Genomic DNA, 21,283 nt, shown 5'->3' with positions numbered 1-21,283 from the left:
CGAAAGCCCTGCCGCGGACGGCATCGCTCCGGGCGCACGGGCGGGGGCGCCGTGCGCGGCGGTCAGCGGGCGGAGGGACGCGGGGTCAGCCGCGCTGCGCGAACTCCCTGCGGAGGTCGCTGGTCTTCGCGATGTACTTGTGCCACACGAGCAGGGCCGGGGGGAACGCCAGTTCCACGACCATGAGGATGATCAGGACGTAGTTGGGTGTGCCGGAGAAGGCCCAGGACAGCACCCGGCCGATCCCGCCGATGAAGACCATGAGGCACACGAGCCAGAGCATGTTGGCCCACTGGAACTTGATGGCGATGGTGATGAAGGCGGCGCCCACGCCGACCATCATGGCCGAGAAGAACCTGAACTGGCTCTCGAGCGTGGGGTTCGCGGGGCTGGCCTCGGTGTCGGGCAGTCCCGCGGTCCCGAGGATCAGGTAGTAGGCGCCGAACGCGGCGAGCACGAGGCCCACCAGCACGACGACGGTCCGGAAGACGTTCCAGTCCTCGCCCGAGCCCTTGCCGGGCTTCTTCCCCTTGGCGGGGGCGGTGCCACCCCTGGCCGGGGTGGTGCCACCCTTCGCGGGCGTGGAGGTCGTGGGGGCCGTGGAGGACGTGCCGGCCGGGGTGGAAGCGGGGGTGGAGGATGCGGAGGCAGGACTGGAGGTGGGCGCCGCTCCGGTCCCGGCCCCCTGCCGCGGCCGGGCGTCCGGTCCCACGGGCCGCCCGCCGGAAGCCGTCGGGTTCTCGTGCTCGGGGCTGTTGCTGGTCATGTCACTCCCTGGGGGCGGGCCGGATGATGCTCTCCGGCCATACTCTCACGGTGCCGCCCGCCGTCGGGGGCGGATCGCGGTGGATGCCGACGGTGGGCGACGCCGGTCAGGCGGTGGCGCGGCCGGGTCGGTTCCGGCGCAGCCAGACGAGTCCGAGGATCGGCAGGACGAGGGGCACGAAGCCGTAGCCCCGGCCGAAGGCGGACCAGACCGTCTCGTGGGGGAAGGCCTCGGCGTCGAACACGCTGAGGAGTCCGACGGTGACCACGCCCACGAGCTCAGTGGTGACGGCCACGACCGACACCCGGTAGGCGCGCGCACCCGGCCGGGCGAGGGACACCGTCGCCACGACGTACACCACGGCTGCGACCGCCGAGAGCAGGTACGCGAGCGGCGCCTCGCCGAACTTCGTCGCGATCTGGAAGGCCGCGCGCGCCGTCGCCGCGAGGGCGAACACCCCGTACACGGCGACCAGGAGCCGCCCGGGCCCGCCGGCCCGGCTCGATCCCTCGACGTCCGCCACGCCGTCCGGCCTCTGTCCCCGCTCCGTCACAGTCCCGCCACCCCGTCCCAGATCTGCTCCATGCGGACGAGCATGACGAAGACCGTCAGCCCCGCCGCCGCGAGCACGTAGTTGCTCCACCGCGTCTTCTCGAGGATCGCCCACCAGAACGCCCCGACCGGCACCAGGAGCGCCGTGAGGAGGTAGCCCCAGAACTCCCAGGCCTCCCCCAGCACGGGGTCTCCCGTGAGCTGCCGGATCACCGCGCCGACCGCGTAGGCCAGCAGGAAGAGTTCGACGGCCGCGACGGACAGGATGGTGATGTCGTTGGGGGGCTGCCGCAGCAGGGCGGCGCCGATGCACAGGAGGGCGGCCAGCACGCACACCAGCGATCCGACGAGGAGGAAGGGATCCACGGCTAGTCCTGCCCGCCCGGCGCGAACACCAGCGTGGTCCGGGCGGCCCCGCCGCGGTTCTCCAGCAGCGCCACGAGGGTGCCGTCCGGGGCGAACGCGGCGACGGGCGCGTCGGTCTCGCTGCTGGGCCCGATCCGCCGGCCGTGGGAGACGTCGGCGGCCTCGGCGTCCGTCAGCTCCCGGACCGGGAACAGGGCGCGGCCGGCGTCGTCGAGCGGGAGGACCTCCAGGTCCTGCGCGAGCTCGTCCAGCGTGCGGGCCTGCTCGATCGAGTACGGGCCGACCTTCGTGCGGCGCAGGGCCGTCAGGTGCCCGCCGACGCCGAGCGCGTCCCCCAGGTCGCGGGCGAGGGCGCGGATGTAGGTGCCGGAACTGCAGTCGACCGTGACGTCGAGGTCCTGCAGCCGTCCGTTGCTGACCCTGCGGACGGCGTGGACGTCGAAGCGGTGGACGGTCACGGGGCGTGCGGGCAGGTCCACGTCCTCGCCGGCGCGCACGCGGGCGTAGGACCTCTCCCCCTTGACCTTGATGGCGCTCACGCTGCTCGGCACCTGCTGGATGTCGCCCGTGAGGGCGGCCACCGCGGCGCGGATGTCCTCCTCGGTGACGGCGGCGGCGATGCTGCCGCCCGTGACCTCGCCCTCGGCGTCGTCCGTGAGGGTCGACTGGCCGAGGCGGATGGTGGCGGTGTACGTCTTCGACGTCCCCACGATGAAGGTGAGCAGGCGGGTGGCCCGGTTGATCCCGATCACGAGGACGCCGGTGGCCATCGGATCGAGGGTCCCGGCGTGCCCCACCTTCCGGGTCCCGGCGAGCCGGCGGAGGCGGCCCACGACGTCATGACTGGTCCAGCCCTGAGGCTTGTCCACGATGATCAGCCCTGAGTGGACCTGCCCGGAATTCACGCCTCCCAGTATATGGGCCCGTCCGGCCCGCGGCTGCGCGGTCCCGCGCCCCCGACGCCGGTGCCCTGGGTGCGCGATACGATCCTGCCTATGCCTTCCGCTCCGTCCCGTGTGGTCAACGTCCCGGTCAACCAGATCCGCGAGATCACGCAGCTGGCGTGGGCGACGCCCGACTCCATCGTCCTCAGCATCGGCGAACCCGGGTTCCCCGTGGCACGGCACGTGCTCGAGGCGGGCATGGCCGCGCTCGACCGCGACGACACGAACTACACGCCCAACGCGGGGCTCGCCCCGGTGCGGGCCGCGTTCGCCGAGCGGTTCTCGCGCCTGTCCGGCGTGGCGGAGGACCCCTCCCGCGTCTTCGTCGTGGCCGGCGCGCAGCAGGGCCTGCACCTGGCCCTCAGCACCCTCATCGGGTCGGGCGACGAGGTCCTGATCCCGGACCCCGGCTACCCGACGTTCACCATGACGGTCGGCCTGCTGGGCGGCGTCCCCGTGCCCTACCCCCTCGTGCCGCACCACGGCTTCCAGCCCCGCATCGAGGACCTGCAGCGGCTCGTCACCCCGCGCACCCGCGTGCTCATGCTGAACTCGCCGTCCAACCCGCTCGGCTCGGTGTTCGACCACGACCTCACGCGGGAGCTCGTCCGTTTCGCGCACCGGAACGACCTGTGGATCATCTCGGACGAGTGCTACGAGGCCTTCACGTACGACGTGCCGCACGTCAGCCCCGCGCGGTTCGACGCGGGCGGCCCCGAGGCCGTGCCGGAGGCGCGCGAGGCGCGGGTGGTCACCTCCCTGACGCTGTCCAAGACCTACGGCCTGACCGGGCTGCGCATCGGCGCGCTCGTCACGCCGCCGGGCATGGAGCAGCTGCTCAGCAACGTCATGGAGGCCACGGTCTCCTGCGTGGCGGCGTCGTCGCAGTACGCGGCCCTGGCCGCGATCACCGGGCCGCAGGACTATGTGTCCACGGCCCTGGAGCACTACCGCCACAACCGGGACGCGGCGACGGCCGTCCTCGACGCCCTGGGCATCGGCTACCTCGACGCGCGCGGGGCGTTCTACCTGTGGGCGGATCTGTCCCACGCGACGGGCGGGGACGTGCGCGGCTGGACCCGCCGTTTCCTGGCCGAGCGGGGTGTCGCTGTGGCCCCCGGCACGGCGTTCGGCGCGATGGGCGAGGGGTGGGTCAGGATCGCGCTCTGCGGCGGGACGGAGGAACTCGTCGAGGGGCTCTCGCGGTTCCCGTCCCCTCCCGCCTGACCCGGCCCGGTCCGGGAACGCGAAAGGCAGCCGCCCCCGAGGGCCGGCTGCCTTTCCGTGCGGTGCCCGCGCGGGCTGACTAGCGTCCCGCCTCGTCGTCCTCCGACGTGCGGTACGGGTCCGCGTCTCCCGCGAAGTCGGCGCCTTGGGCGATCGCCGCCACTTCGGCGTCGCGCTCGCGGGCCTTCTGCAGCAGCTCCTCGAGGTGGCTGGCGTTGACCGGCACCTCGTCGGGCACGAACTCGAGCGTCGGCGTCAGACGCGCGGTGATGTTCTTGCCGACCTCCGAGCGCAGCACGCCGCGCGCGGACTCGAGCGCCGTGCGGGTGGCCTGCTGCTCCTCGGCGTCGCCCAGCACCGTGTAGTACAGGGTGGCGTGCTGGAGATCGTTGGTCACGCGGGCATCCGTGATGGTGACCGCCTCCAGCCGCGGGTCCTTCACGCGGCGCCGGAGCGCCTCGGCGACGATGACTTTGATGCGCTGCGCGAGCCGCGCGGCGCGGGCCGGATCTGCCATTGCTGATACTCCTACTGGACTGGGGGGACCCTTCCGGGCCCGGTACGAATGGCGCAGGCGCCCCGGAGAACCGGGACGCCTGCGCAGACCGACGTGCTAGACGCGGGGCTTCTCCCGCATCTCGAAGGTCTCGATGATGTCGCCTTCCTTGACGTCGTTGAACGACCCGAGGCCGATACCGCACTCGAAGTCCGTACGGACCTCGGTGGCGTCGTCCTTGAACCGCTTGAGCGAGTCCACGGAGAGGTTGTCCCCGATGACCTTGCCGTCGCGGAGCACGCGCGCCCTCGTGTTGCGGCGGATGATGCCCGACCGGACGATCGAGCCGGCGATGTTGCCGAACTTCGAGGAACGGAACACCTCGCGGACCTCTGCGGTTCCGAGCTGCACCTCCTCGTACTCCGGCTTGAGCATGCCCTTGAGGGCGAGCTCGATATCGTCGATCGCCGCGTAGATCACCGAGTAGAAGCGCATGTCGACGCCCTCACGCTCGGCGAGGTCCGCGACGCGCTCGGCCGGCTTCACGTTGAAGCCGATGATGATCGCGTTGTCGACCGTGGCCAGGTTGACGTCGTTCTGCGTGATGGCACCGACGCCGCGGTGGATGACGCGCAGCTGCACGCCTTCTCCGACGTCGATCTTGAGCAGCGAGTCCTCCAGGGCCTCGACGGCACCCGACACGTCACCCTTGAGGATGAGGTTGAGGGTGTCGACCTTGCCCTCGGCGACGGCCTGGTCGAAGTCCTCGAGGCTGATGCGCTTGCGGCGCTTGGCGAGGGCCGCGTTGCGGTCCGCCGCTTCACGCTTCTCGGCGATCTGGCGTCCGGTGCGCTCGTCGTCGGTGACGAAGAACGTGTCACCGGCACGGGGCACGTTGGACAGGCCGAGGACCTGCACGGGACGCGAGGGTCCCGCCGTGGTGACGACGTCGCCGTTCTCGTCGAACATCGCTCGCACACGGCCGTGGGCCGTACCGGCGACGATCGTGTCGCCGACGTGCAGCGTTCCGGACTGCACGAGCACCGTGGCCACGGCACCGCGACCGCGGTCGAGGTTCGCCTCGATCGCGATACCGCGGGCGTCCTTGTTCGGGTTGGCCCGCATGTCCAGCGCGGCGTCCGCGGTGAGCAGGACGGCCTCGAGGAGCTCGTCGATGCCCATGCCCTGGAGCGCCGACACGTGGACGAACATGGTGTCGCCACCGTATTCCTCGGGGACCAGGCCGTACTCGGTGAGCTGGCCCTTGACCTTGTCGGGGTTCGCGCCTTCCTTGTCCATCTTGTTCACGGCCACGACGATCGGCACGTTGGCCGCCTGGGCGTGGTTCAGCGCCTCCACGGTCTGCGGCATGACGCCGTCGTCCGCGGCGACGACGAGCACCGCGATGTCCGTGACCTTCGCGCCTCGGGCACGCATGGCGGTGAACGCCTCGTGGCCCGGGGTGTCGATGAAGGTGATGGCGCGCGTGCTGTCCTCGTGGACGTGCTGGATCTGGTAGGCACCGATGTGCTGGGTGATGCCGCCGTGCTCGCCCTCCACGACCTTGGTGTTGCGGATCGCGTCGAGCAGTCGGGTCTTACCGTGGTCGACGTGGCCCATGACGGTGACGACCGGAGGACGGACCTCGAGATCCTCGTCGCCCTCGGCCTCGAGCTCGGCATCGAAGTCGATGTCGAAGCTGCTGAGGAGCTCGCGCTCCTCGTCCTCGGGTGAGACGACCTGGATCTTGTAGCCGAGCTCGGTACCGAGCACCTCGAAGGTGTCCTCGTCGAGCGACTGCGTGGCCGTTGCCATCTCACCGAGGTGGAACAGCACGGTGACCAGTGCGGCGGGGTTCGCCTCGATCTTGTCGGCGAAGTCCGTGATAGACGAGCCGCGACGCAGGCGGACGATGGTGTTGCCGTCTCCGCGGGGTACGCTCACGCCGCCCAGCGAAGGAGCCGACATCTGCTCCAGTTCCTGCCGCTTCGCGCGCTTCGACTTGCGCTGCTTGCCGCGGCCGGCTCCACCCTTGCCGAAGGCGCCGGCAGTGCCGCCGCGTCCGCGGGTGCCCTTGCCGAAGCCGCCGCCGGCGGGTGCGCCGCTGGGGCTGTTCGGTGCTCCGCCGGGTCCGCGGCGCGGACCGGCACCTGCGCCGGGGGCTCCGCGGCCGGGGGCTGCGGGGCGCTCGGTGCGGTTGGGCATCATCCCGGGTGTGGGACGCGAGCCGGGGGCACCGGGACGGGGAGCGCCGGGGCGCGGTGCACCCGGGCGGGGTCCACCCGCACCAGCGGCCGGGCGGGGTCCGCCCGCACCTGCGGCGGGACGGGGTCCGCCCGCACCTGCGGCCGGGCGGGGTCCGCCGGTCCCGGCGTCGTCACGACGACCGGGGCGGGGCATGCCCTGGGACGGCGCGAACGGGTTGTTCCCCGGACGCGGCGGGCGCTCCGAGGTGCGGTCCGCTCCACGGTCGCTGTCGCCGCGGCGCGACCCCATGCCCTGTGAGGGGGCGAAGGGGTTGTTGCCGGGGCGGGGTGCGCCACCGGGACGGGCTCCCGAGGGCCGGGTACCTGCCGCGGGGGCGGCGGGCGGGGTCGCCGGTCGGGGCGCAGGGCGCGCTCCCGGCGTCGGACCGGCCTGGGTGTCCTGCTGGGCAGGCGCGGGGGTGTTCTCGGCAGCTGCCGGAGCAGGCGTCTCCGCCGGACCGGAACCGTTCGAGAACGGGGATGCCTGCGGGGCGGCCGGAGCGGCCGGAGCAGCCGGAGCTGCGGGCGCTTCGGACGGGGCGGGTGCTGCGGGAGCGGCCGGGGCGGGTGCCTCGGGGACTGCCTGGGCAGCGCCCGGCTTCGGGCCCGACGGCGCGGGGGCCGCGGGGCGTGAGGGTGCGGGAGCGGCGGCGGGCTTGGTGCCGCCGGCGCCGGGGTATGCGCCGCGAAGCTTCTTCACGACGGGGGCCTCGATGGTGGATGAGGCTGAACGGACGAATTCGCCCAGTTCCTGCAGTTTAGCCACTGCGTCTTTCGAGGTGATACCGAGCTCTTTCGCGAGCTCGTGTACGCGGACCTTGGCCACATTTCTCCTGTCTCGGTCCGCACCGAGCCAGGCACGAACCGTCTATTTCCTGCTGATCCCAGCCGCCGGGGCGCCTGGACGATCGATTGCAGAGCGCAACGAAAAAGTCATCGTTGCGCACTCATCGCTGGGTACTCATCGGGTTTCCATGAGGGTACTGACCCGCTTTCAGGGAGGACGGTGATGAATCGGAGCGCGTGTCTCGACGCTCCAGGGATGCCTGGAAGCCCTCTGCCAGTCGGGCAGTGTCCACCGGCCCGCGGAAGGCCCGGTGAAAGGCTTTCCGCTTGACGGCCGTTTCCAAGCATGCCGGGTCGGGGTGCAGCCAGGCGCCCCGTCCGGATAGCCGGCGCCGCTCGTCGACCACGGCGACCTTGATCCCGTCGATCGGTTGTGCGACAACCCGCATCACGTTCGACTGGCGGTCCCGCCGGCGGCATCCCACGCAGGTGCGTAGCGGATGGTGGCCTTCCGGGTGCTGCCCGGACTCCCGCTCACCGATACTTCCTCGATGGGCGGAGTCTTCCGGGCACGACTCCACAGCAGTCACGTCTATTCTACCCCTTCCGGCCCCGCCGACAGACCGTGCGGCTACGCCTTGGCCGCCTGGGCGGGCTTGGCGGCGTCGGAGACGATGTCGATCCGCCAGCCGGTGAGCTTCGCGGCGAGGCGCGCGTTCTGGCCTTCCTTGCCGATCGCGAGCGAGAGCTGGTAGTCGGGCACGACGACGCGCGCGGACCGCGTGGCCTCGTCCGTGATGGTCACCGACGTGACGCGCGACGGCGAGAGCGAGCTGGCGATGAAGGAGGCGGCGTCGTCGTTGTAGTCGACGATGTCGATCTTCTCGTCGTTCAGCTCGTTCATGACGGCGCGGACACGCGTGCCCATCTCGCCGATGCAGGCACCCTTGGCGTTGACGCCGGGCACGTTCGCCTTGACCGCGATCTTCGTGCGGTGGCCGGCCTCGCGGGCGAGGGCCACGATCTCGACCGTCTTGTCGGCGATCTCGGGGACCTCGAGTTCGAAGAGCTTCCGCACGAGTCCCGGGTGCGAGCGGGACAGCGTGATCGAGGGGCCCTTCATGCCGCGGTGCACGTCGACGACGAACGCGCGCAGCCTCGTGCCGTGGAGGTACTTCTCGCCCGGGACCTGCTCTGGGGGCGGCAGCACGGCCTCGACGGAGCCCAGGTTCACCTGGATCATGTGCGGGTTGGTGCCCTGCTGGATCATGCCGGCGACGAGTTCGCCCTCCTTGCCGCGGAACTCCCCGAGGATGTTCTCGTCCTCGGCGTCGCGCAGGCGCTGCAGGATGATCTGGCGCGCTGTGCTCGCCGCGATACGACCGAACCCGCCGGGGGTGTCGTCGAACTCGCCGACGGTCTCGCCGTCGTCGTCCTTCTCCGTGGCCCAGATGGTGACGTGGCCGTTGCGGCGGTCCAGTTCGGCCCGCGCCGTCTCGTGGGCGCCGGGCGTGCGGTGGTATGCGATGAGCAGTGCCTGCTCGATCGTGGGGATCAGCTTGTCCAGCGGGATCTCGCGTTCGCGCTCGAGCAGCCTCAATGCGCTCATATCAATGTCCATGTGGGTCTCCTTACGCGGGGTGCACGGCGCCGGTGTCATCCGGTTCGGCACCCTCGCTGTCATCGTGGTGTTCATCCTCAAGATGCGCGAATTCGACCTGGACGGTCCCCTTGCGGATCCTGGAAAACTCGAGGGCGAGTGGATCGCCCTGTTTGGGCTTCATGCCCTTCTTGACCGGCAGCTGGGGGATCAGCCGGATCCCCGCGGCGGTGACGTCCTGAAGGCGCCCGACGACGACGTCGCCGGTCACCGGCTTGACCTCGACCATGCGTCCCACGTTGCGGCGCCAGTGCCGCGGCTCCGTGAGGGGGCGTGATACGCCGGGCGAGGAGATCTCGAGGTTGTAGGGGCGGTCGTCGTCCTCGGGATCGCTGTCCATGGCCTCGGACAGGTCCGAGGAGATGGCGGAGATCACATCGAGTCCCACGCTCCCCGTCGCGTCCTCGGGCAGGTCGACGACCACGTGTACCGTGCGGTGCGAGCCGGCGACCCTCACCTCGACGTCCTCGAGGTAGAGGTTGTGCTCCTCCACGACGGGCTGCAGCCTGGTCCGCAGGCGCTGTGCTTCAACCTGCAGTTCCGCCTCCACGGCGGATTTGCGGGTCGAGGCATGTTTTTCGTTCCCGGACCGGACCGCCATGGCTGCCTCCCACTCGATGATGTTGTCTCCCAAGAGTACCGACATTCCGGGACGCCGGGTGTATGACCGGGTGAATGGCGGACCGCCGTGGGATCATCGGAAACTGTGAGCAGGCAGGCGGATACGGGCAGAGAGCAAGGGCGTGACGGCACCACGGCCTCCGCTGCCGGGCGATGGGCCCGGGCCGCTGCGAGGCTCGTCGGCCTCTTCCTCGTGGTCCTCCTGGTGGTCGGCGTCGGCGTGGGCGTGACTCCCGCCGAGCCGCAGGCCCCGGTCTACTCCGCCGCCGAGCGGACACAGCTCGACGCCGAGGGGCGGTACCGTGCACTGGCCGAGGATGCCCGGGAGGCTGCGGCGGCGGACCCGGCGCTCGCCGATGCCCTGCTGGCCGTGGCCGCTGATCTGGCGGCACAGGCGGAGGCAGTCGCCCTGCCGCGCTCCACGGAACCTCCGGAAGGATCCACCTCATCGGATCCCACGTCGCCGAATGCCTCGCCCGGTGCCACCGATTCCTCGGGTTCCACTGATGCTTCCGGTTCCAGCGATGCCTCCGGTCCCTCCGATCCGTCAGAACCTTCTAATCCGCCGGTCCCCGCTCCCCCACCGGCCGACGCGGCTGGCGTGCTCGCGCTGCTCCGGGACAGTGCCCTGCGCAGCCTGAGCGACGCCGTGGGCGCCGAGCCCGGTCCGGCCCGCGTGCTCGCGTCGGCGGGGGCCAACCAGTGGCGGCACGCGGTGCTGCTCGGTGCGCTCCTCGGTGCCGATGCCGGCCTGCCGCCCGCCGATGCCGTCCCGCCCGGGGACCTGGCCGGCTCGAGGGGACTCTTCGCCGCCGTGGCCCCGGCCCCAGCAACCCCCGTGGCCCCCTCCGCTCCGGACACGGGTCCCTCCGGCCCCGCCGGCCCGTCCGGCCCGTCCTCTCCCGCCGATCCCTCCACTGCGTCCGGTCCCACCGACTGCGCCGGGACGCCCCGCGGGCCTGAGCCCGACCGGAAGGCCCTGCTCAGTGCGAAGACCGCGGAGGACCAGGCACGCTTCGGGTACGAGGTCGCCGCGGCGCTGCTTCCCGAGGCGCCGGCCCTGCTCGCCCGGTCGTCGCTGCACGGGGCGGCAGCCAACGACGCCGCCCGACGCCTCGAGGACCTGTGCGCCCCGGCAGCCCCGGCACCGGCCGGTTTCGCGATCAAGCCGGACTTCCGCGCGGACCCGGCAGCGGCCCTGCGCCACCTCGAGCAGGAGCATGCCGCGCTGTACGCGGGGTTGATCCCTGCGGTCGGGCCCGACGCCCGTGCCTGGGCCGTCGCCGCCTTCAACGCGGCCGCGCAGCGTAGCCTCGACGCGGGCACACCCCTCGGAGCCTTCCCCGGGCTGGAGGACGGCGCGGCCGGCGCCACCGCACCGGACGAGCCGGCGGAGCCCGAGGAGCCTGCCGATGACTAGCGGACCGGGCGTGATGCCGGACGGGCACGACCGGCAGCCGGTCAGCGACACCCCCGATACTGCACACTCTGCCGACGCCCCCGACACCCCCGACACCCCCGACACTGCACACTCTGCCGACGCCCACGGGGTGCTTCCCGAGCTGCCGCCACGCCTCGTGGGCAGCGCACGGACGATCACCGGTGGGGCCCGGTGGCTGCGGGACTGGCGGGAGCTGCTGACCGACCGGCTCGCGGCCTGGGACCTCGATGTGGACCTCGCTCCCGGGCAGCCCGTGTGGGCAGGACGGTGCGCGGTCGTCGTCCCGGTCGTCCGGCGCACCGGGACGACGACGCAGCGGTGCGTCCTCAAGCTCACCGTCCCGCACGACGAGGCCCTCCCGGAACCCGACGCCCTGGCGCTGTGGGACGGGACGGGCGCCGTGCGGCTGCTGGCGGCGTCGCGCCCGGACTTCGCGCTGCTGCTCGAACGCCTCGACGGCGACTCGTCGCTGCACGACGTGCCCCTCGACGCGACGCCCGGCCCGTGGGGCGCCGTGGTGCGGCAGCTGTCGATACGGCCCGGTGACAGCGCGGCGTGGGCGGCCATCCCGCATCTGGCCGCGGCGGCCGAGGAGTGGACGGACACGCTGCCCGCGCGGTGGGACGAGCTCGGGGAGCCGTTCCCGCGGTGGCTCATGGAGTCCGCCCTCGAGGTGTGCCAGTCACGCGGCGCCGTGGGCAGGAGGTCCGACCACGATGTGCTCGTGCATGCCGACCTGCACTACGCGAACCTGCTGCCGTCGTCGCCCGGGCAGCTGCTGCACTTCACGGCGATCGACCCGAAACCCGTGCTCGGGGACGCGGAGTACGCGGTGGCGCCGATGCTGTGGAACCGCCTCGACGAGCTCGACGCACGCGATCCCGCCGGGCACCTCCGGGCGCACGGCACGGCGCTGGCCGTCGCCGCGGGGCTGGATGCGGAGCTGGCCCACGGCTGGACGGTGGTCCGGGAGGTGCGGAACGCGCTGTTTTACCTCGGGCAGGGCCTGACCGGCGACGCGCAGCGCTCGCTCTGGGTGGCGAGCTCGGTCCTGGGCAGGACGCTGGACGGCCTGCCGCCGGTCAGCGGGCTACCCGTCCTGTAGGCCGAGGAGCGGCCTGACGTTCTCCACCCATACGTCCCAGCCGAGCTTGAGGATCAGCGCCCCGACGACGGCGAGGAACACCACGCGGATGAACCTGCTCCCCTGGCTGATGGCCATGCGGGACCCTGTGTAGCCGCCGGCCATGTTCGCGACGCCGAGCAGGAGTCCGAGGCCCCAGAGGATGGACCCGTTGGGGAGGAAGAACATGAGCGCCCCGAAGTTGGTGGCCATGTTCACGATCTTCGCCTTCGCGCTCGCGCCGAGGAAGTTGTACCCGAGCAGCGTGACCATCGCGATGATAAGGAAGGACCCGGTGCCGGGGCCGATCAGCCCGTCGTAGAAGCCGATCACGAGGCCGATCGCGCCGGCCGTCCCGTAGTGCCGTGCCCCCTGGTGCCGCAGCTGCGTGAGCGTCCCCACCGAGGGCCTGAGGGCCGTGAACACCGCGACGGCGACGAGCGCCACGACGATGATCGGCTTGAACACCGACGACGGCAGCGACGCGGCGAGGATCGCGCCGCCGAAGCTCCCCACAAGGGCGATCCCCGCCATGGGCAGGGCGGTGCGCAGGTCCGGGTGGGCGCGGCGGTAGTACGTGACGGCGCTCGTCGTCGTGCCGAAGATGGAGCCCAGCTTGTTGGTCGCGAGGGCCTCCACGGGCGTGATGCCGGGTACGAGGAGGAGGGCGGGCAGCTGCAGCAACCCTCCTCCCCCGACGACGGCGTCCACCCAGCCCGCGGCGAATCCCGCGACGAGGACCAGCAGGATCGTGGCGAGGTGCAGTTCCTCGAGCCCGGACACCGCGCGGCCTAGTGCGCGGTGAGCTCGCGCAGCAGCGCGACGGCCTCGCCGACGGCGACGTCCTGCGCCTCGCCCGTGCGGCGGTCCTTGACCTCGAGGACGCCGTCCGCGAGACCCCGGCCGACGACGACGATGGTGGGCACGCCGATGAGCTCGGCGTCGCCGAACTTGACGCCCGGGGAGACCTTGGGGCGGTCGTCGTAGAGCACGGTCAGTCCGGCCGCCTCCAGTTCGCCGGCGAGCTTCTCGGCCGCCTCGAACACCTCGGCACCCTTGCCGGTCGCGACGATGTGCACGTCGGCGGGCGCGACGTTGCGCGGCCAGACGATGCCGCGGTCGTCGTGGTTGGACTCGGCGAGGGCAGCGATGGCGCGGGTCACGCCGACCCCGTACGAGCCCATGGTCACGGTGGCGAGCTTGCCGTTCCGGTCCAGGACCTTGAGCCCCAGAGCGTCCGCGTACTTGCGGCCGAGCTGGAAGATGTGGCCCATCTCGATGCCGCGGGCGGCGATGAGCGGTCCCGATCCGTCGGGTGCCTCGTCGCCCTCGCGCACCTCGACGGCCTCGATGATCCCGTCCCAGGTGAAGTCGCGACCGGCCACGAGCCCGAAGACGTGCCGGCCCTGCTCGTTGGCGCCCGTGATCCAGGAGGTGCCGCTGACCACGCGGGGGTCCACGAGGTAGCGCAGGCCGGTGGAGCCCTCGAGACCGAGCACGGCGGCGTCGGGCGTGAGCCCGGGGCCGATGTAGCCCTTCACGAGGCCCGGGTGCTTCCTGAGGTCCTCCTCGCCGGCGGCCTCCACGGCCACTTCGCCGCCCGTCTCGAGGTGGCCGGCGATGTTCGCCTCGATGCGCTTGAGGTCCACGGTGCGGTCGCCGGGTACGCCGACGACGACGATCTCGCGTTCGCCGGTGGGCAGCACGGCCGCGAGAACGACGTTCTTGAGCGTGTCCGCTGCGGTCCACGCGCGGTCGGCCCGCGCCGCTGCGGCGTTGGCGTGGTCCACGAGGGTGCCGATGGTCGGGGTGTCCGGGGTGTCACGGACCTCCGCCGCGGGGGCACCCGTGAAGTCGATCGCCTCGGGCACCACCGTGGTGACGGCCTCCACGTTGGCGGTGTAGCCGCCGGCGGAGCGCACGAAGGTGTCCTCGCCGATGGCCGTCGGGTGGAGGAACTCCTCGCTCTTCGACCCGCCCATGGCGCCGGCGGTCGCGGTCACGGGGACCACCTCGAGGCCGAGGCGCTCGAAGATGCGCAGGTAGGCGCCGCGGTGCAGCTGGTAGCTCGCCTCGAGGCCCTCGTCGTCGATGTCGAAGGAGTAGGAGTCCTTCATGATGAACTCGCGGCCGCGGAGCAGGCCCGCGCGGGGCCGCGCCTCGTCGCGGTACTTGGTCTGGATCTGGAACAGGCTCACGGGCAGGTCCTTGTACGAGGTGTACAGGTCCTTCACGAGCAGCGTGAACATCTCCTCGTGCGTGGGCGCGAGGAGGTAGTCGGCGCCCTTGCGGTCCGTGAGGCGGAAGATGCCGTCGCCGTACTCGGTCCACCGGTTCGTCGCCTCGTAGGGCTCCTTGGGCAGCAGCGCGGGGAAGTGGACCTCCTGGGCGCCGATGGCCTCCATCTCCTCGCGGATGATCGCCTCGACCCGGGCGAGGACCTTCAGCCCCAGCGGCAGCCAGCTGTAGATGCCGGGCGCCGCGCGCCGGATGTAGCCGGCGCGCACCAGCAGGCGGTGGCTCGCGACTTCGGCGTCGGCTGGGTCTTCCCGCAGGGTGCGGAGGAAAAGGGTCGAGAGTCGTAAGACCACGCGGGTGTCCGTTCGTTTCTATCGCGCACCGGGATCGTGCGCTGCCGTTCACGCTCCCGCCGTCCGGCGGGAGACAACAGGTACCAATCTAGCGGGTCGGCGCCGCCGTGCCCGGCCGGCGCGGGTCCTCAGAAGAGGATGGTCGCGAAGGTGTCCACCTGGTCGAAGCCCACGCGCTTGTACGCGGCGATGGCGCGGGCGTTGTAGGAGTTCACGTAGAGGCTCACCGTGGGCGCCAGGGCGCGGGCGGCGACGACGACGCCGGCCATGTACGCCGCGCTCAGTCCCCTGCCGCGATGCTCCGGATTCATCCAGACGCCCTGCACCTGCACGGCCTGGGAGGACACCGTGCCGAGCTCGGCCTTGAAGATCACCTGGCCGGCGTCGTCGAAGGCCGCCAGGGAGTGCTTGCGGCCGATGAGCGAGGCCACGCGGCGGCGGTAGTGCTCCGACCCGCCGATGAACGGCGAGTAGCCCACCTCCTCCTCGAACATGGCCGCGCACGCGGGCAGCAGCCGGTCGAGCTCGTCGGGCCGCGTGAAGCGGAGATCGGCCGCGGGAGCGATCAGGGGGTCCGCATCGATGGCCATGAGCGGCTGCGTGGGGCGGACGTCGAACGGTTCGGCGCTGTAGTCCTCGAAGGTGGACCACAGGTCCATCACGCCCTCGGAGAGGCCGAAGATCGACGAGAAGGAACGCCCGGAGCGCCCGAGGTGGTCACCGAAGATGGCGCCGGTCTCGTCCGTCACCCCGACCGGCACGAGGTTGACGCCCGCCCAGCAGGCGGCGCGCAGCTCGTGGTGGCGGAACATGCCGATGATCTCCCCGCCCGAGAAGGACGGCGCGGCGCTGCCCATCGACTCGAGGTGGGAGGCCACGAACACATTGGCCACGGGATCGTCGTTGACGATGGTCCAGAGGTCCCGCGTGTCCTCCTCGCCGAGGACGCGGAAGGACCAGGGTCCCTCGGGGTCGGGCTGCGACCTAGCTGACGGTAACCATGGGGCCACCCTGGCCAGCAGTTTCGCCATCGGACTCACCCATCTCCTCTGCGAGCCGCATGGCTTCCTCGATGAGCGTCTCCACGATCTGGTCCTCGGGCACGGTCTTGATGACCTCGCCCCGCACGAAGATCTGTCCCTTGCCGTTGCCGGACGCGACGCCGAGATCGGCCTCGCGTGCCTCGCCCGGTCCGTTCACGACGCAGCCCATGACGGCCACCCGCAGCGGCACCTCCATGCCCTCGAGGCCGGCGGTGACCTCCTCGGCGAGCGTGTAGACATCGACCTGCGCCCTGCCGCAGGAGGGGCAGGAGACGATCTCGAGCTTGCGGGGACGGAGGTTGAGCGACTGCAGGATCTGGTTGCCGACCTTGATCTCCTCGACCGGCGGGGCGGAGAGGGACACGCGGATGGTGTCGCCGATGCCCTTGGAGAGCAGGGCGCCGAAGGCCGTGGCGGACTTGATGGTGCCCTGGAAGGAGGGCCCCGCCTCGGTGACCCCGAGGTGCAGGGGCCAGTCGCCACGCTCGGCCAGGAGCTCGTAGGCACGCACCATGATCACCGGGTCGTTGTGCTTCACGGAGATCTTGAAGTCGTGGAAGTCGTGCTCCTCGAAGAGGGACGCCTCCCAGACCGCGGACTCGACGAGCGCCTCGGGCGTGGCCTTGCCGTACTTCTGCATGAGGCGCGGGTCGAGGGAGCCGGCGTTGACGCCGATGCGGATCGAGGTGCCGGCGGCCTTCGCAGCATCGGCGATCTGCTTGACCTGGTCGTCGAACTTGCGGATGTTGCCCGGGTTCACGCGGACCGCCGCGCACCCGGCGTCGATCGCCGCGAACACGTACTTCGGCTGGAAGTGGATGTCGGCGATGACCGGGATCTGCGACTTCCTCGCGATGATCGGCAGGGCCGCGGCGTCATCGGCCGAGGGGCAGGCCACGCGGACGATGTCGCAGCCCGTGGCCGTCAGCTCGGCGATCTGCTGGAGCGTCGCGTTGATGTCCGTGGTCGGCGTCGTGGTCATCGACTGGATGCTGATCGGCGAGTCCGACCCGACACCCACCGAGCCGACCTTGATCTGGCGGGTCTTGCGCCGGGGCGCGAGGACCGGCGGCGGCGCTGCGGGCATTCCTAGGTTGACCGAGGTCAATGGTTCCTCCATGCTGGCGGTCTTGACCGCGCGTCTGACGAGTTCGTTTTTTCATTATCCACCCGCCCCGGCGGTCCGGGGCGCGGTGGCGATGCACGTCACACGTGGTCGCGGAACGCCCCGATGATGGGTTTCCATTCGGTGGTCTTCACCGCCGAGATCGCTCCCGCGACGGCGAAGGGGTCCTGGCCGACCAGCCGGCTGAGGTCCGACTCGCTCTCCGAGCTGAACAGCAGGAGCGCTCCGCTGCCGTCGGCGAAGGGACCGGATGCGAGGACACGGCCCTGGCCGACGAGCTCCTCGAGCCATTGCCGGTGTGCGGGTCGGTGCTGTGCGCGGAGGTCGTCGTGGTCGGGGTTGTACACGTACTCGACGGCGAAGATGCTCATGGGGTCACCCTACGTGAGTTACAGCAGGTACACCTTGACGAGGGTCGCGACACCCGCGGCCCACAGCAGGGAGGTCAGTGTGCCGATGATGAAGCGCTCCGACGCGGCCGGTGTCTCCTTCAGCTCGGCGTAGCGGCCGAGGGCCTTCACGGCCACCACGTAGGCGATGGCGACGGGCTGGCCGCCCAGGATGGCGACGGTCACCGCGAGGCGCTCGAGCACGCCGATGACGAGTCCGCCCCGGAGCACCCCGGGCGGCAGGGCGTCCACGGGTGCCTGCGGGGGCTGGGCGGGCGGTTCGGGGAGATCGAGCTGCGGCTGGTCCGCGGGTTCGGGCAGTTCCTCCCGGCGCCGTTCCGCGGTGTCCACGGAGCGTGCGAGGCGCAGCACGAGCATCGTCACGGGCAGGCCGACGCCGCCCGCCACCACCAGCGCCGCCACGATCCACAGTGCGTCCACCGAACCTCCTCCTCATCCACCGGCATCTGCTCCATGTCTACCGCACCGCACCCCCAGGCACGCGCCTCCTGCCGACGCGGCCTACGTGGCGCCTGCGTCGGCCCAGGCCAGCAGCCTCGCCGCCGCGGGCCGGACGGCGTGTTCCTCGTGCCAGGCTGCCCGGGCGGCGGCCTTGCTCACGGCCTGCGGGCTGATGCCGAGCGTGCGGGCGACGGCCGTCTGGGTACCGCGCTCGCCGGGCCGCAGGAGATCGAGGATGCGCCACTCCGCCTCCGAGCGTCCGAGGACGTGCCGCCCGAGCAGCGCGAGCACGCCCTCCGCCTCCGCCGCCGCACGGGCTCCGCCGTCGGGGGCCTCGACGGCCAGGGGCGCCCGCTCCCCCGTCTTCTTGGCGCGCTCGACGGCGCGCCGGGCGGCCACGAAGGCGGACCCGCGGGCCTCGCGCGGGGAGCGCGGGAACGGCTCCTCCACGCCGCCGATGCCGATGCCGACGTACCAGCCCCCGGAGCGCAGGCAGAGCAGGACGGCATCGACGACGTCACCGGCGCGGGTCAGGGCGCCCTGCGCCTCGTCCCCGACCGAGCGCTCCCAGGGCAGGGCGGTGGGGATCGGGGCCAGGAGGTCCAGCAGGTCCGGGATGCGGTCGGTCGTGCTGCGGCTTCCGGCCTGGTCGATCGTGAGGACGAACATTCATCAACCGTATGAGGTTGAAATCTGATTTACAACCGATCAGCCGAACAGATCCACGGGCTTCACGATGTCGGCGTAGATCAGCAGGACGCCCATGCCCATCAGCAGGATCGCGACGGCGTAGGTGAGCGGCAGGAGCCTGGCCATGTCGAACGGTCCGGGATCCGGGCGTCCAAACAGGCGGGCCGCGGTGCGCCTGAGGCCCTCCCAGAGCGCCCCTGCGACGTGGCCGCCGTCGAGCGGGAGGAGCGGGATGAGGTTGAACACGAACAGCGCCAGGTTCACACCGGCCACCAGCCCGATCAGCGTCGCGGCGCGCGACTCGACGGGGATCTCCTCCATCGCGGAGATCTCCCCCGCGATCCGGCCGACGCCCACCACGCTGATGGGCCCCTCGGGATCGCGCGGTGCGTCCGAGAAGGCGGCCTGCCCCACCTCGACGACGCGCTGCGGGAGATTCAGGACCACCCCGGCCACGCGGGCCAGCGAGTCGCCGACGGCGGGAAGCACGGCGCCCGCGGGCTGCGGCACGAGCTCCTGCGTCGATCCGACGCCGATGAAGCCCACCTCCTGGGTGACGGTGGCGCCCTCGTCGTCGACCTCGGCCGTGCCGTCCGCGGTGATGACGGGCCGTTCGGTGAGCAGCGGGGTGATGGTGGAGTCGATGGTCTCGCCGTCGCGCACGTAGCTGATGGCGACCTCGCGGCCGGCTGCGTCCCTGATCCAGCCGGAGAGCTCGTCCCAGCCCGTGACGTCCCGGCCGTCGAAGGCGACCACGCGGTCGCCGGGCAGGAGGCCCGCCTCGTACGCCGGTGCGGCCGGGTCGTCCGCGCCGCACTCCGTCTGTCCGGTCTCGGCCTGCTGGCTCGCGGGGACCACGCACTCGGAGACGGAGGCGATCGTCGTGGTGGGCTGGGCGGTGCCGAAGCCCATGAGGAGGACGGCGAACAGCACCGTGCCGATCAGGAGGTTCATCAGCGGACCGCCCATCATGATGATGATGCGCTTCCAGATGGGCAGCTTGTAGAAGACGCGGTCCTCGTCGCCCGGCTGCAGCTGCTCCGCCGCGGCCTGCCGCGCGTCGTTGGTGAGCTGCTGGAAGACGCCGGTGCTGGACTGACGCACGGCGGCGTCGCCGCTCGCGGCGGGCGGGAACATGCCCACCATCGAGACGTACCCGCCGGCAGGGATCGCCTTCAGCCCGTACTCGGTCTCGCCGCGCCGACGCGACCAGACGGTGGGCCCGAAGCCCACCATGTACTGCGTGACGCGGACGCGGAACAGTTTCGCGGGCACGAGGTGCCCCACCTCGTGCAGGGCGATCGAGGCGGCGATCCCGACGACGACGACGAGCACCCCGACGATGAACAACAGAACAGTCACAGCTCTTCCTTCTGGATCTCCGATGCGGCTGCCGTTCCGGGCAGCGACTCCCCGAGGCCACAACGGGCCCGGGCACTCGTGCGTGCCCAGCGCTCGGCCTCGAGGACTGCAGCGAGGGTGAGGTGCCTCCCGTCGCCGGCGGCGTCCAGTGCACGCTGGTCGTCCACGACGGCGGAGACCGTGTCCACGATGTCAGGGAAACCTATGGCCCCCCTGTGAAAGGCCTCGACGGCCTCCTCGTTCGCCGCGTTGAACACGGCCATGCGCGTGCCTCCCTCGGCGGCGGCCCGCTTGGCGAGGGTGATGGCCGGGAACGCCTCCTCGTCCAGTGGTTCGAAGTTCCACTCCGCGGGGCGGCGCCAGTCGCACGCCCTGGCCGATCCCGGCACCCGGAACGGCCAGCCCATGCCGAGGGCGATCGGGAGGCGCATGTCCGGTGGCGAGGCCTGCGCCAGCGTGGAGCCGTCGACGAACTGGACCATGGAGTGGATCACGGACTGTGGGTGGACGACGACGTCGATCCGGTCCAGCGGGATGTCGAAGAGCAGGTGGGCCTCGATGACCTCGAGGGCCTTGTTGACCATGGACGCGGAGTTGGTGCTGATGACGCGGCCCATGTCCCAGGTGGGGTGGGCGACGGCCTGGGCCGGGGTGACGTTGCGCAGCTGGGAGCGCGTCAGGCCGCGGAAGGGCCCGCCCGAGGCGGTGAGGACGAGGCGGTCCACCTCGTCCGCCGTGCCCCCGCGCAGGGCCTGGGCGATGGCCGAGTGCTCCGAGTCGACCGGCACCAGTTGTCCCGGCGCGGCTGCTGCCCGCACGAGGGCTCCCCCGGCGATCAGCGACTCCTTGTTGGCGAGCGCGAGCAGGTGCCCGGCGGCGAGCGCGGCGAGGGTCGGCTCGAGGCCGATGGACCCGGTGATGCCGTTGAGGACGACGTCGGCGTCGGGCCAGGCGGCGACGCGCGCCGCGGCATCAGCACCGGCGAAGAGCTCCGGCGCGTAGCCCGAGACACCGGCGGCGTCGGCGGCGGCTCCGATGGCGTGCTCGAGCTCGGCCTCCGTGGCGGAGGCGACACCGACGGCGGGCGCGAGGACGGCGACGGCCTGGCGCGCGAGGAGGTCCAGGTTCCGCCCGCCCGCACTGAGGCCGGCGACGCTGAAGCGATCGGGCGCCGCGGCGATCACGTCGAGTGCTTGCGTGCCGATCGAGCCGGTGGAGCCGAGGATGGAGACGCGCCGGTGCTCCCGGGTGGGGTTGCTGAAATCCATGGCCCCAGTATCCCGCAGAGTAGGGGCCGGCATGCCCTCGGCGTCCGGCGGTGGGCACTGATCGGGCCAGGGTCCGACACTGCGGGTTCGAAGGGGCGGATCAGGCGGTGCGTAGCCGCCTGCG

General features: G+C 71.6%; 21 protein-coding genes. 3 read left to right on the top strand and 18 right to left on the bottom strand.

Annotated elements, in window-relative coordinates; all coding sequences use genetic code 11:
• Nucleotides 1-85: 85 nt before the first annotated feature.
• The 4 genes from V6S67_RS05890 to truB form a co-directional block, all read right to left on the bottom strand.
• Complete coding sequence (locus tag V6S67_RS05890; RefSeq protein WP_334209356.1) at nt 86-766, bottom strand: DUF4345 domain-containing protein; 681 nt, start codon at nt 764-766, stop codon at nt 86-88.
• A 106-nt stretch (nt 767-872) separates the two neighbouring features.
• Complete coding sequence (locus tag V6S67_RS05885; protein ID WP_334209355.1) at nt 873-1,289, bottom strand: hypothetical protein; 417 nt, start codon at nt 1,287-1,289, stop codon at nt 873-875.
• A 26-nt stretch (nt 1,290-1,315) separates the two neighbouring features.
• Nucleotides 1,316-1,684 (bottom strand): hypothetical protein, encoded by a 369-nt coding sequence (locus V6S67_RS05880; protein ID WP_334209354.1) that lies wholly within the window; start codon nt 1,682-1,684, stop codon nt 1,316-1,318.
• 2 nt (nt 1,685-1,686) lie between these two features.
• On the bottom strand, nt 1,687-2,589 hold the full coding sequence (gene truB / locus V6S67_RS05875) for a tRNA pseudouridine(55) synthase TruB (RefSeq protein WP_334209353.1): 903 nt from the start codon (nt 2,587-2,589) through the stop codon (nt 1,687-1,689).
• Nucleotides 2,590-2,679: 90 nt separating this feature from the next.
• Here truB and V6S67_RS05870 point away from each other — a divergent pair, with 90 nt between their 5' ends.
• Entirely contained in the window at nt 2,680-3,855 is a 1,176-nt protein-coding gene (locus tag V6S67_RS05870) for a pyridoxal phosphate-dependent aminotransferase (RefSeq protein WP_334209352.1), read from the top strand.
• Between the two features lie 79 nt (nt 3,856-3,934).
• Here the strand turns inward: V6S67_RS05870 and rbfA are convergent, their stop codons facing one another.
• The 5 genes from rbfA to rimP form a co-directional block, all read right to left on the bottom strand.
• Nucleotides 3,935-4,372 carry a 30S ribosome-binding factor RbfA gene (rbfA, locus tag V6S67_RS05865; protein WP_334209351.1) on the bottom strand — a complete coding sequence of 146 codons (438 nt, stop codon included), beginning with the start codon at nt 4,370-4,372 and terminating at the stop codon, nt 3,935-3,937.
• A gap of 96 nt (nt 4,373-4,468) precedes the next feature.
• Nucleotides 4,469-7,423: a translation initiation factor IF-2 gene (gene infB, locus V6S67_RS05860; RefSeq protein WP_334209350.1), complete on the bottom strand. Its 2,955-nt coding sequence runs from the start codon at nt 7,421-7,423 to the stop codon at nt 4,469-4,471.
• 121 nt (nt 7,424-7,544) lie between these two features.
• Nucleotides 7,545-7,868: a YlxR family protein gene (locus V6S67_RS05855; protein ID WP_334211540.1), complete on the bottom strand. Its 324-nt coding sequence runs from the start codon at nt 7,866-7,868 to the stop codon at nt 7,545-7,547.
• Between the two features lie 146 nt (nt 7,869-8,014).
• A complete protein-coding gene (gene nusA, locus V6S67_RS05850) occupies nt 8,015-9,004 on the bottom strand; it encodes a transcription termination factor NusA (protein WP_334209349.1) in 990 nt (329 codons plus the stop codon).
• Nucleotides 9,005-9,014: 10 nt separating this feature from the next.
• Nucleotides 9,015-9,644 carry a ribosome maturation factor RimP gene (gene rimP, locus V6S67_RS05845; RefSeq protein ID WP_442884853.1) on the bottom strand — a complete coding sequence of 210 codons (630 nt, stop codon included), beginning with the start codon at nt 9,642-9,644 and terminating at the stop codon, nt 9,015-9,017.
• Nucleotides 9,645-9,749: 105 nt separating this feature from the next.
• On the opposite strand from rimP, the gene V6S67_RS05840 reads away from it, so the two are divergent.
• Together V6S67_RS05840 and V6S67_RS05835 are read left to right on the top strand one after the other, a co-directional pair.
• Entirely contained in the window at nt 9,750-11,084 is a 1,335-nt protein-coding gene (locus V6S67_RS05840) for a DUF4439 domain-containing protein (protein WP_334209347.1), read from the top strand.
• Nucleotides 11,077-12,210, top strand: a complete 1,134-nt coding sequence (locus V6S67_RS05835; RefSeq protein ID WP_334209346.1) for an aminoglycoside phosphotransferase family protein — start codon at nt 11,077-11,079, stop codon at nt 12,208-12,210. Before V6S67_RS05840 ends, V6S67_RS05835 begins: the two co-directional genes overlap by 8 nt.
• Here the strand turns inward: V6S67_RS05835 and V6S67_RS05830 are convergent.
• From V6S67_RS05830 to dxr, 9 genes are all read right to left on the bottom strand, one after another.
• Entirely contained in the window at nt 12,196-13,011 is an 816-nt protein-coding gene (locus V6S67_RS05830; protein ID WP_334209345.1) for a sulfite exporter TauE/SafE family protein, read from the bottom strand. The two genes, V6S67_RS05835 and V6S67_RS05830, sit on opposite strands and share 15 nt — an antisense overlap.
• An 8-nt stretch (nt 13,012-13,019) precedes the next feature.
• Entirely contained in the window at nt 13,020-14,819 is a 1,800-nt protein-coding gene (locus V6S67_RS05825) for a proline--tRNA ligase (RefSeq protein WP_334209344.1), read from the bottom strand.
• Between the two features lie 128 nt (nt 14,820-14,947).
• Nucleotides 14,948-15,829, bottom strand: coding sequence for a GNAT family N-acetyltransferase (locus tag V6S67_RS05820; RefSeq protein ID WP_334209343.1), 882 nt, complete (start codon nt 15,827-15,829; stop codon nt 14,948-14,950).
• Nucleotides 15,804-16,970, bottom strand: coding sequence for a flavodoxin-dependent (E)-4-hydroxy-3-methylbut-2-enyl-diphosphate synthase (ispG, locus tag V6S67_RS05815; RefSeq protein WP_334211539.1), 1,167 nt, complete (start codon nt 16,968-16,970; stop codon nt 15,804-15,806). The genes V6S67_RS05820 and ispG overlap by 26 nt, the downstream gene beginning before the upstream one ends.
• A gap of 98 nt (nt 16,971-17,068) precedes the next feature.
• Complete coding sequence (locus tag V6S67_RS05810) at nt 17,069-17,359, bottom strand: YciI family protein (protein ID WP_334209342.1); 291 nt, start codon at nt 17,357-17,359, stop codon at nt 17,069-17,071.
• 18 nt (nt 17,360-17,377) lie between these two features.
• Complete coding sequence (locus V6S67_RS05805; protein WP_334209341.1) at nt 17,378-17,818, bottom strand: hypothetical protein; 441 nt, start codon at nt 17,816-17,818, stop codon at nt 17,378-17,380.
• 81 nt (nt 17,819-17,899) lie between these two features.
• Complete coding sequence (locus V6S67_RS05800; RefSeq protein ID WP_334209340.1) at nt 17,900-18,508, bottom strand: MarR family transcriptional regulator; 609 nt, start codon at nt 18,506-18,508, stop codon at nt 17,900-17,902.
• 39 nt (nt 18,509-18,547) lie between these two features.
• Nucleotides 18,548-19,891, bottom strand: coding sequence for a M50 family metallopeptidase (locus V6S67_RS05795; RefSeq protein ID WP_334209339.1), 1,344 nt, complete (start codon nt 19,889-19,891; stop codon nt 18,548-18,550).
• The gene (gene dxr / locus V6S67_RS05790) at nt 19,888-21,159 is read right to left on the bottom strand and encodes a 1-deoxy-D-xylulose-5-phosphate reductoisomerase (RefSeq protein WP_334209338.1); all 1,272 of its coding nucleotides are present in this window, start codon (nt 21,157-21,159) and stop codon (nt 19,888-19,890) included. Before dxr ends, V6S67_RS05795 begins: the two co-directional genes overlap by 4 nt.
• Nucleotides 21,160-21,283: the final 124 nt, after the last annotated feature.

It is taken from the genome of Arthrobacter sp. Soc17.1.1.1, assembly GCF_036867195.1.
Taxonomy (GTDB): Bacteria; Actinomycetota; Actinomycetes; order Actinomycetales; family Micrococcaceae; genus Arthrobacter_D.
The sequence above is the reverse complement of the archived record's forward strand: the minus strand, read 5'-3'. Positions and strand labels throughout refer to the sequence as shown.

Excerpts from the sequence above, each read along its gene's own strand:
- V6S67_RS05800 (WP_334209340.1), bottom strand. The coding sequence starts at position 18,508 with ATGTTCGTCCTCACGATCGACCAGGCCGGAAGCCGCAGCACGACCGAC.
- V6S67_RS05890 (WP_334209356.1), bottom strand. The coding sequence starts at position 766 with ATGACCAGCAACAGCCCCGAGCACGAGAACCCGACGGCTTCCGGCGGG.
- V6S67_RS05870 (WP_334209352.1), top strand. The coding sequence starts at position 2,680 with ATGCCTTCCGCTCCGTCCCGTGTGGTCAACGTCCCGGTCAACCAGATC.
- nusA (WP_334209349.1), bottom strand. The coding sequence starts at position 9,004 with ATGGACATTGATATGAGCGCATTGAGGCTGCTCGAGCGCGAACGCGAG.
- V6S67_RS05810 (WP_334209342.1), bottom strand. The coding sequence starts at position 17,359 with ATGAGCATCTTCGCCGTCGAGTACGTGTACAACCCCGACCACGACGAC.
- rimP (WP_442884853.1), bottom strand. The coding sequence starts at position 9,644 with ATGGCGGTCCGGTCCGGGAACGAAAAACATGCCTCGACCCGCAAATCC.
- V6S67_RS05835 (WP_334209346.1), top strand. The coding sequence starts at position 11,077 with ATGACTAGCGGACCGGGCGTGATGCCGGACGGGCACGACCGGCAGCCG.
- rbfA (WP_334209351.1), bottom strand. The coding sequence starts at position 4,372 with ATGGCAGATCCGGCCCGCGCCGCGCGGCTCGCGCAGCGCATCAAAGTC.
- dxr (WP_334209338.1), bottom strand. The coding sequence starts at position 21,159 with ATGGATTTCAGCAACCCCACCCGGGAGCACCGGCGCGTCTCCATCCTC.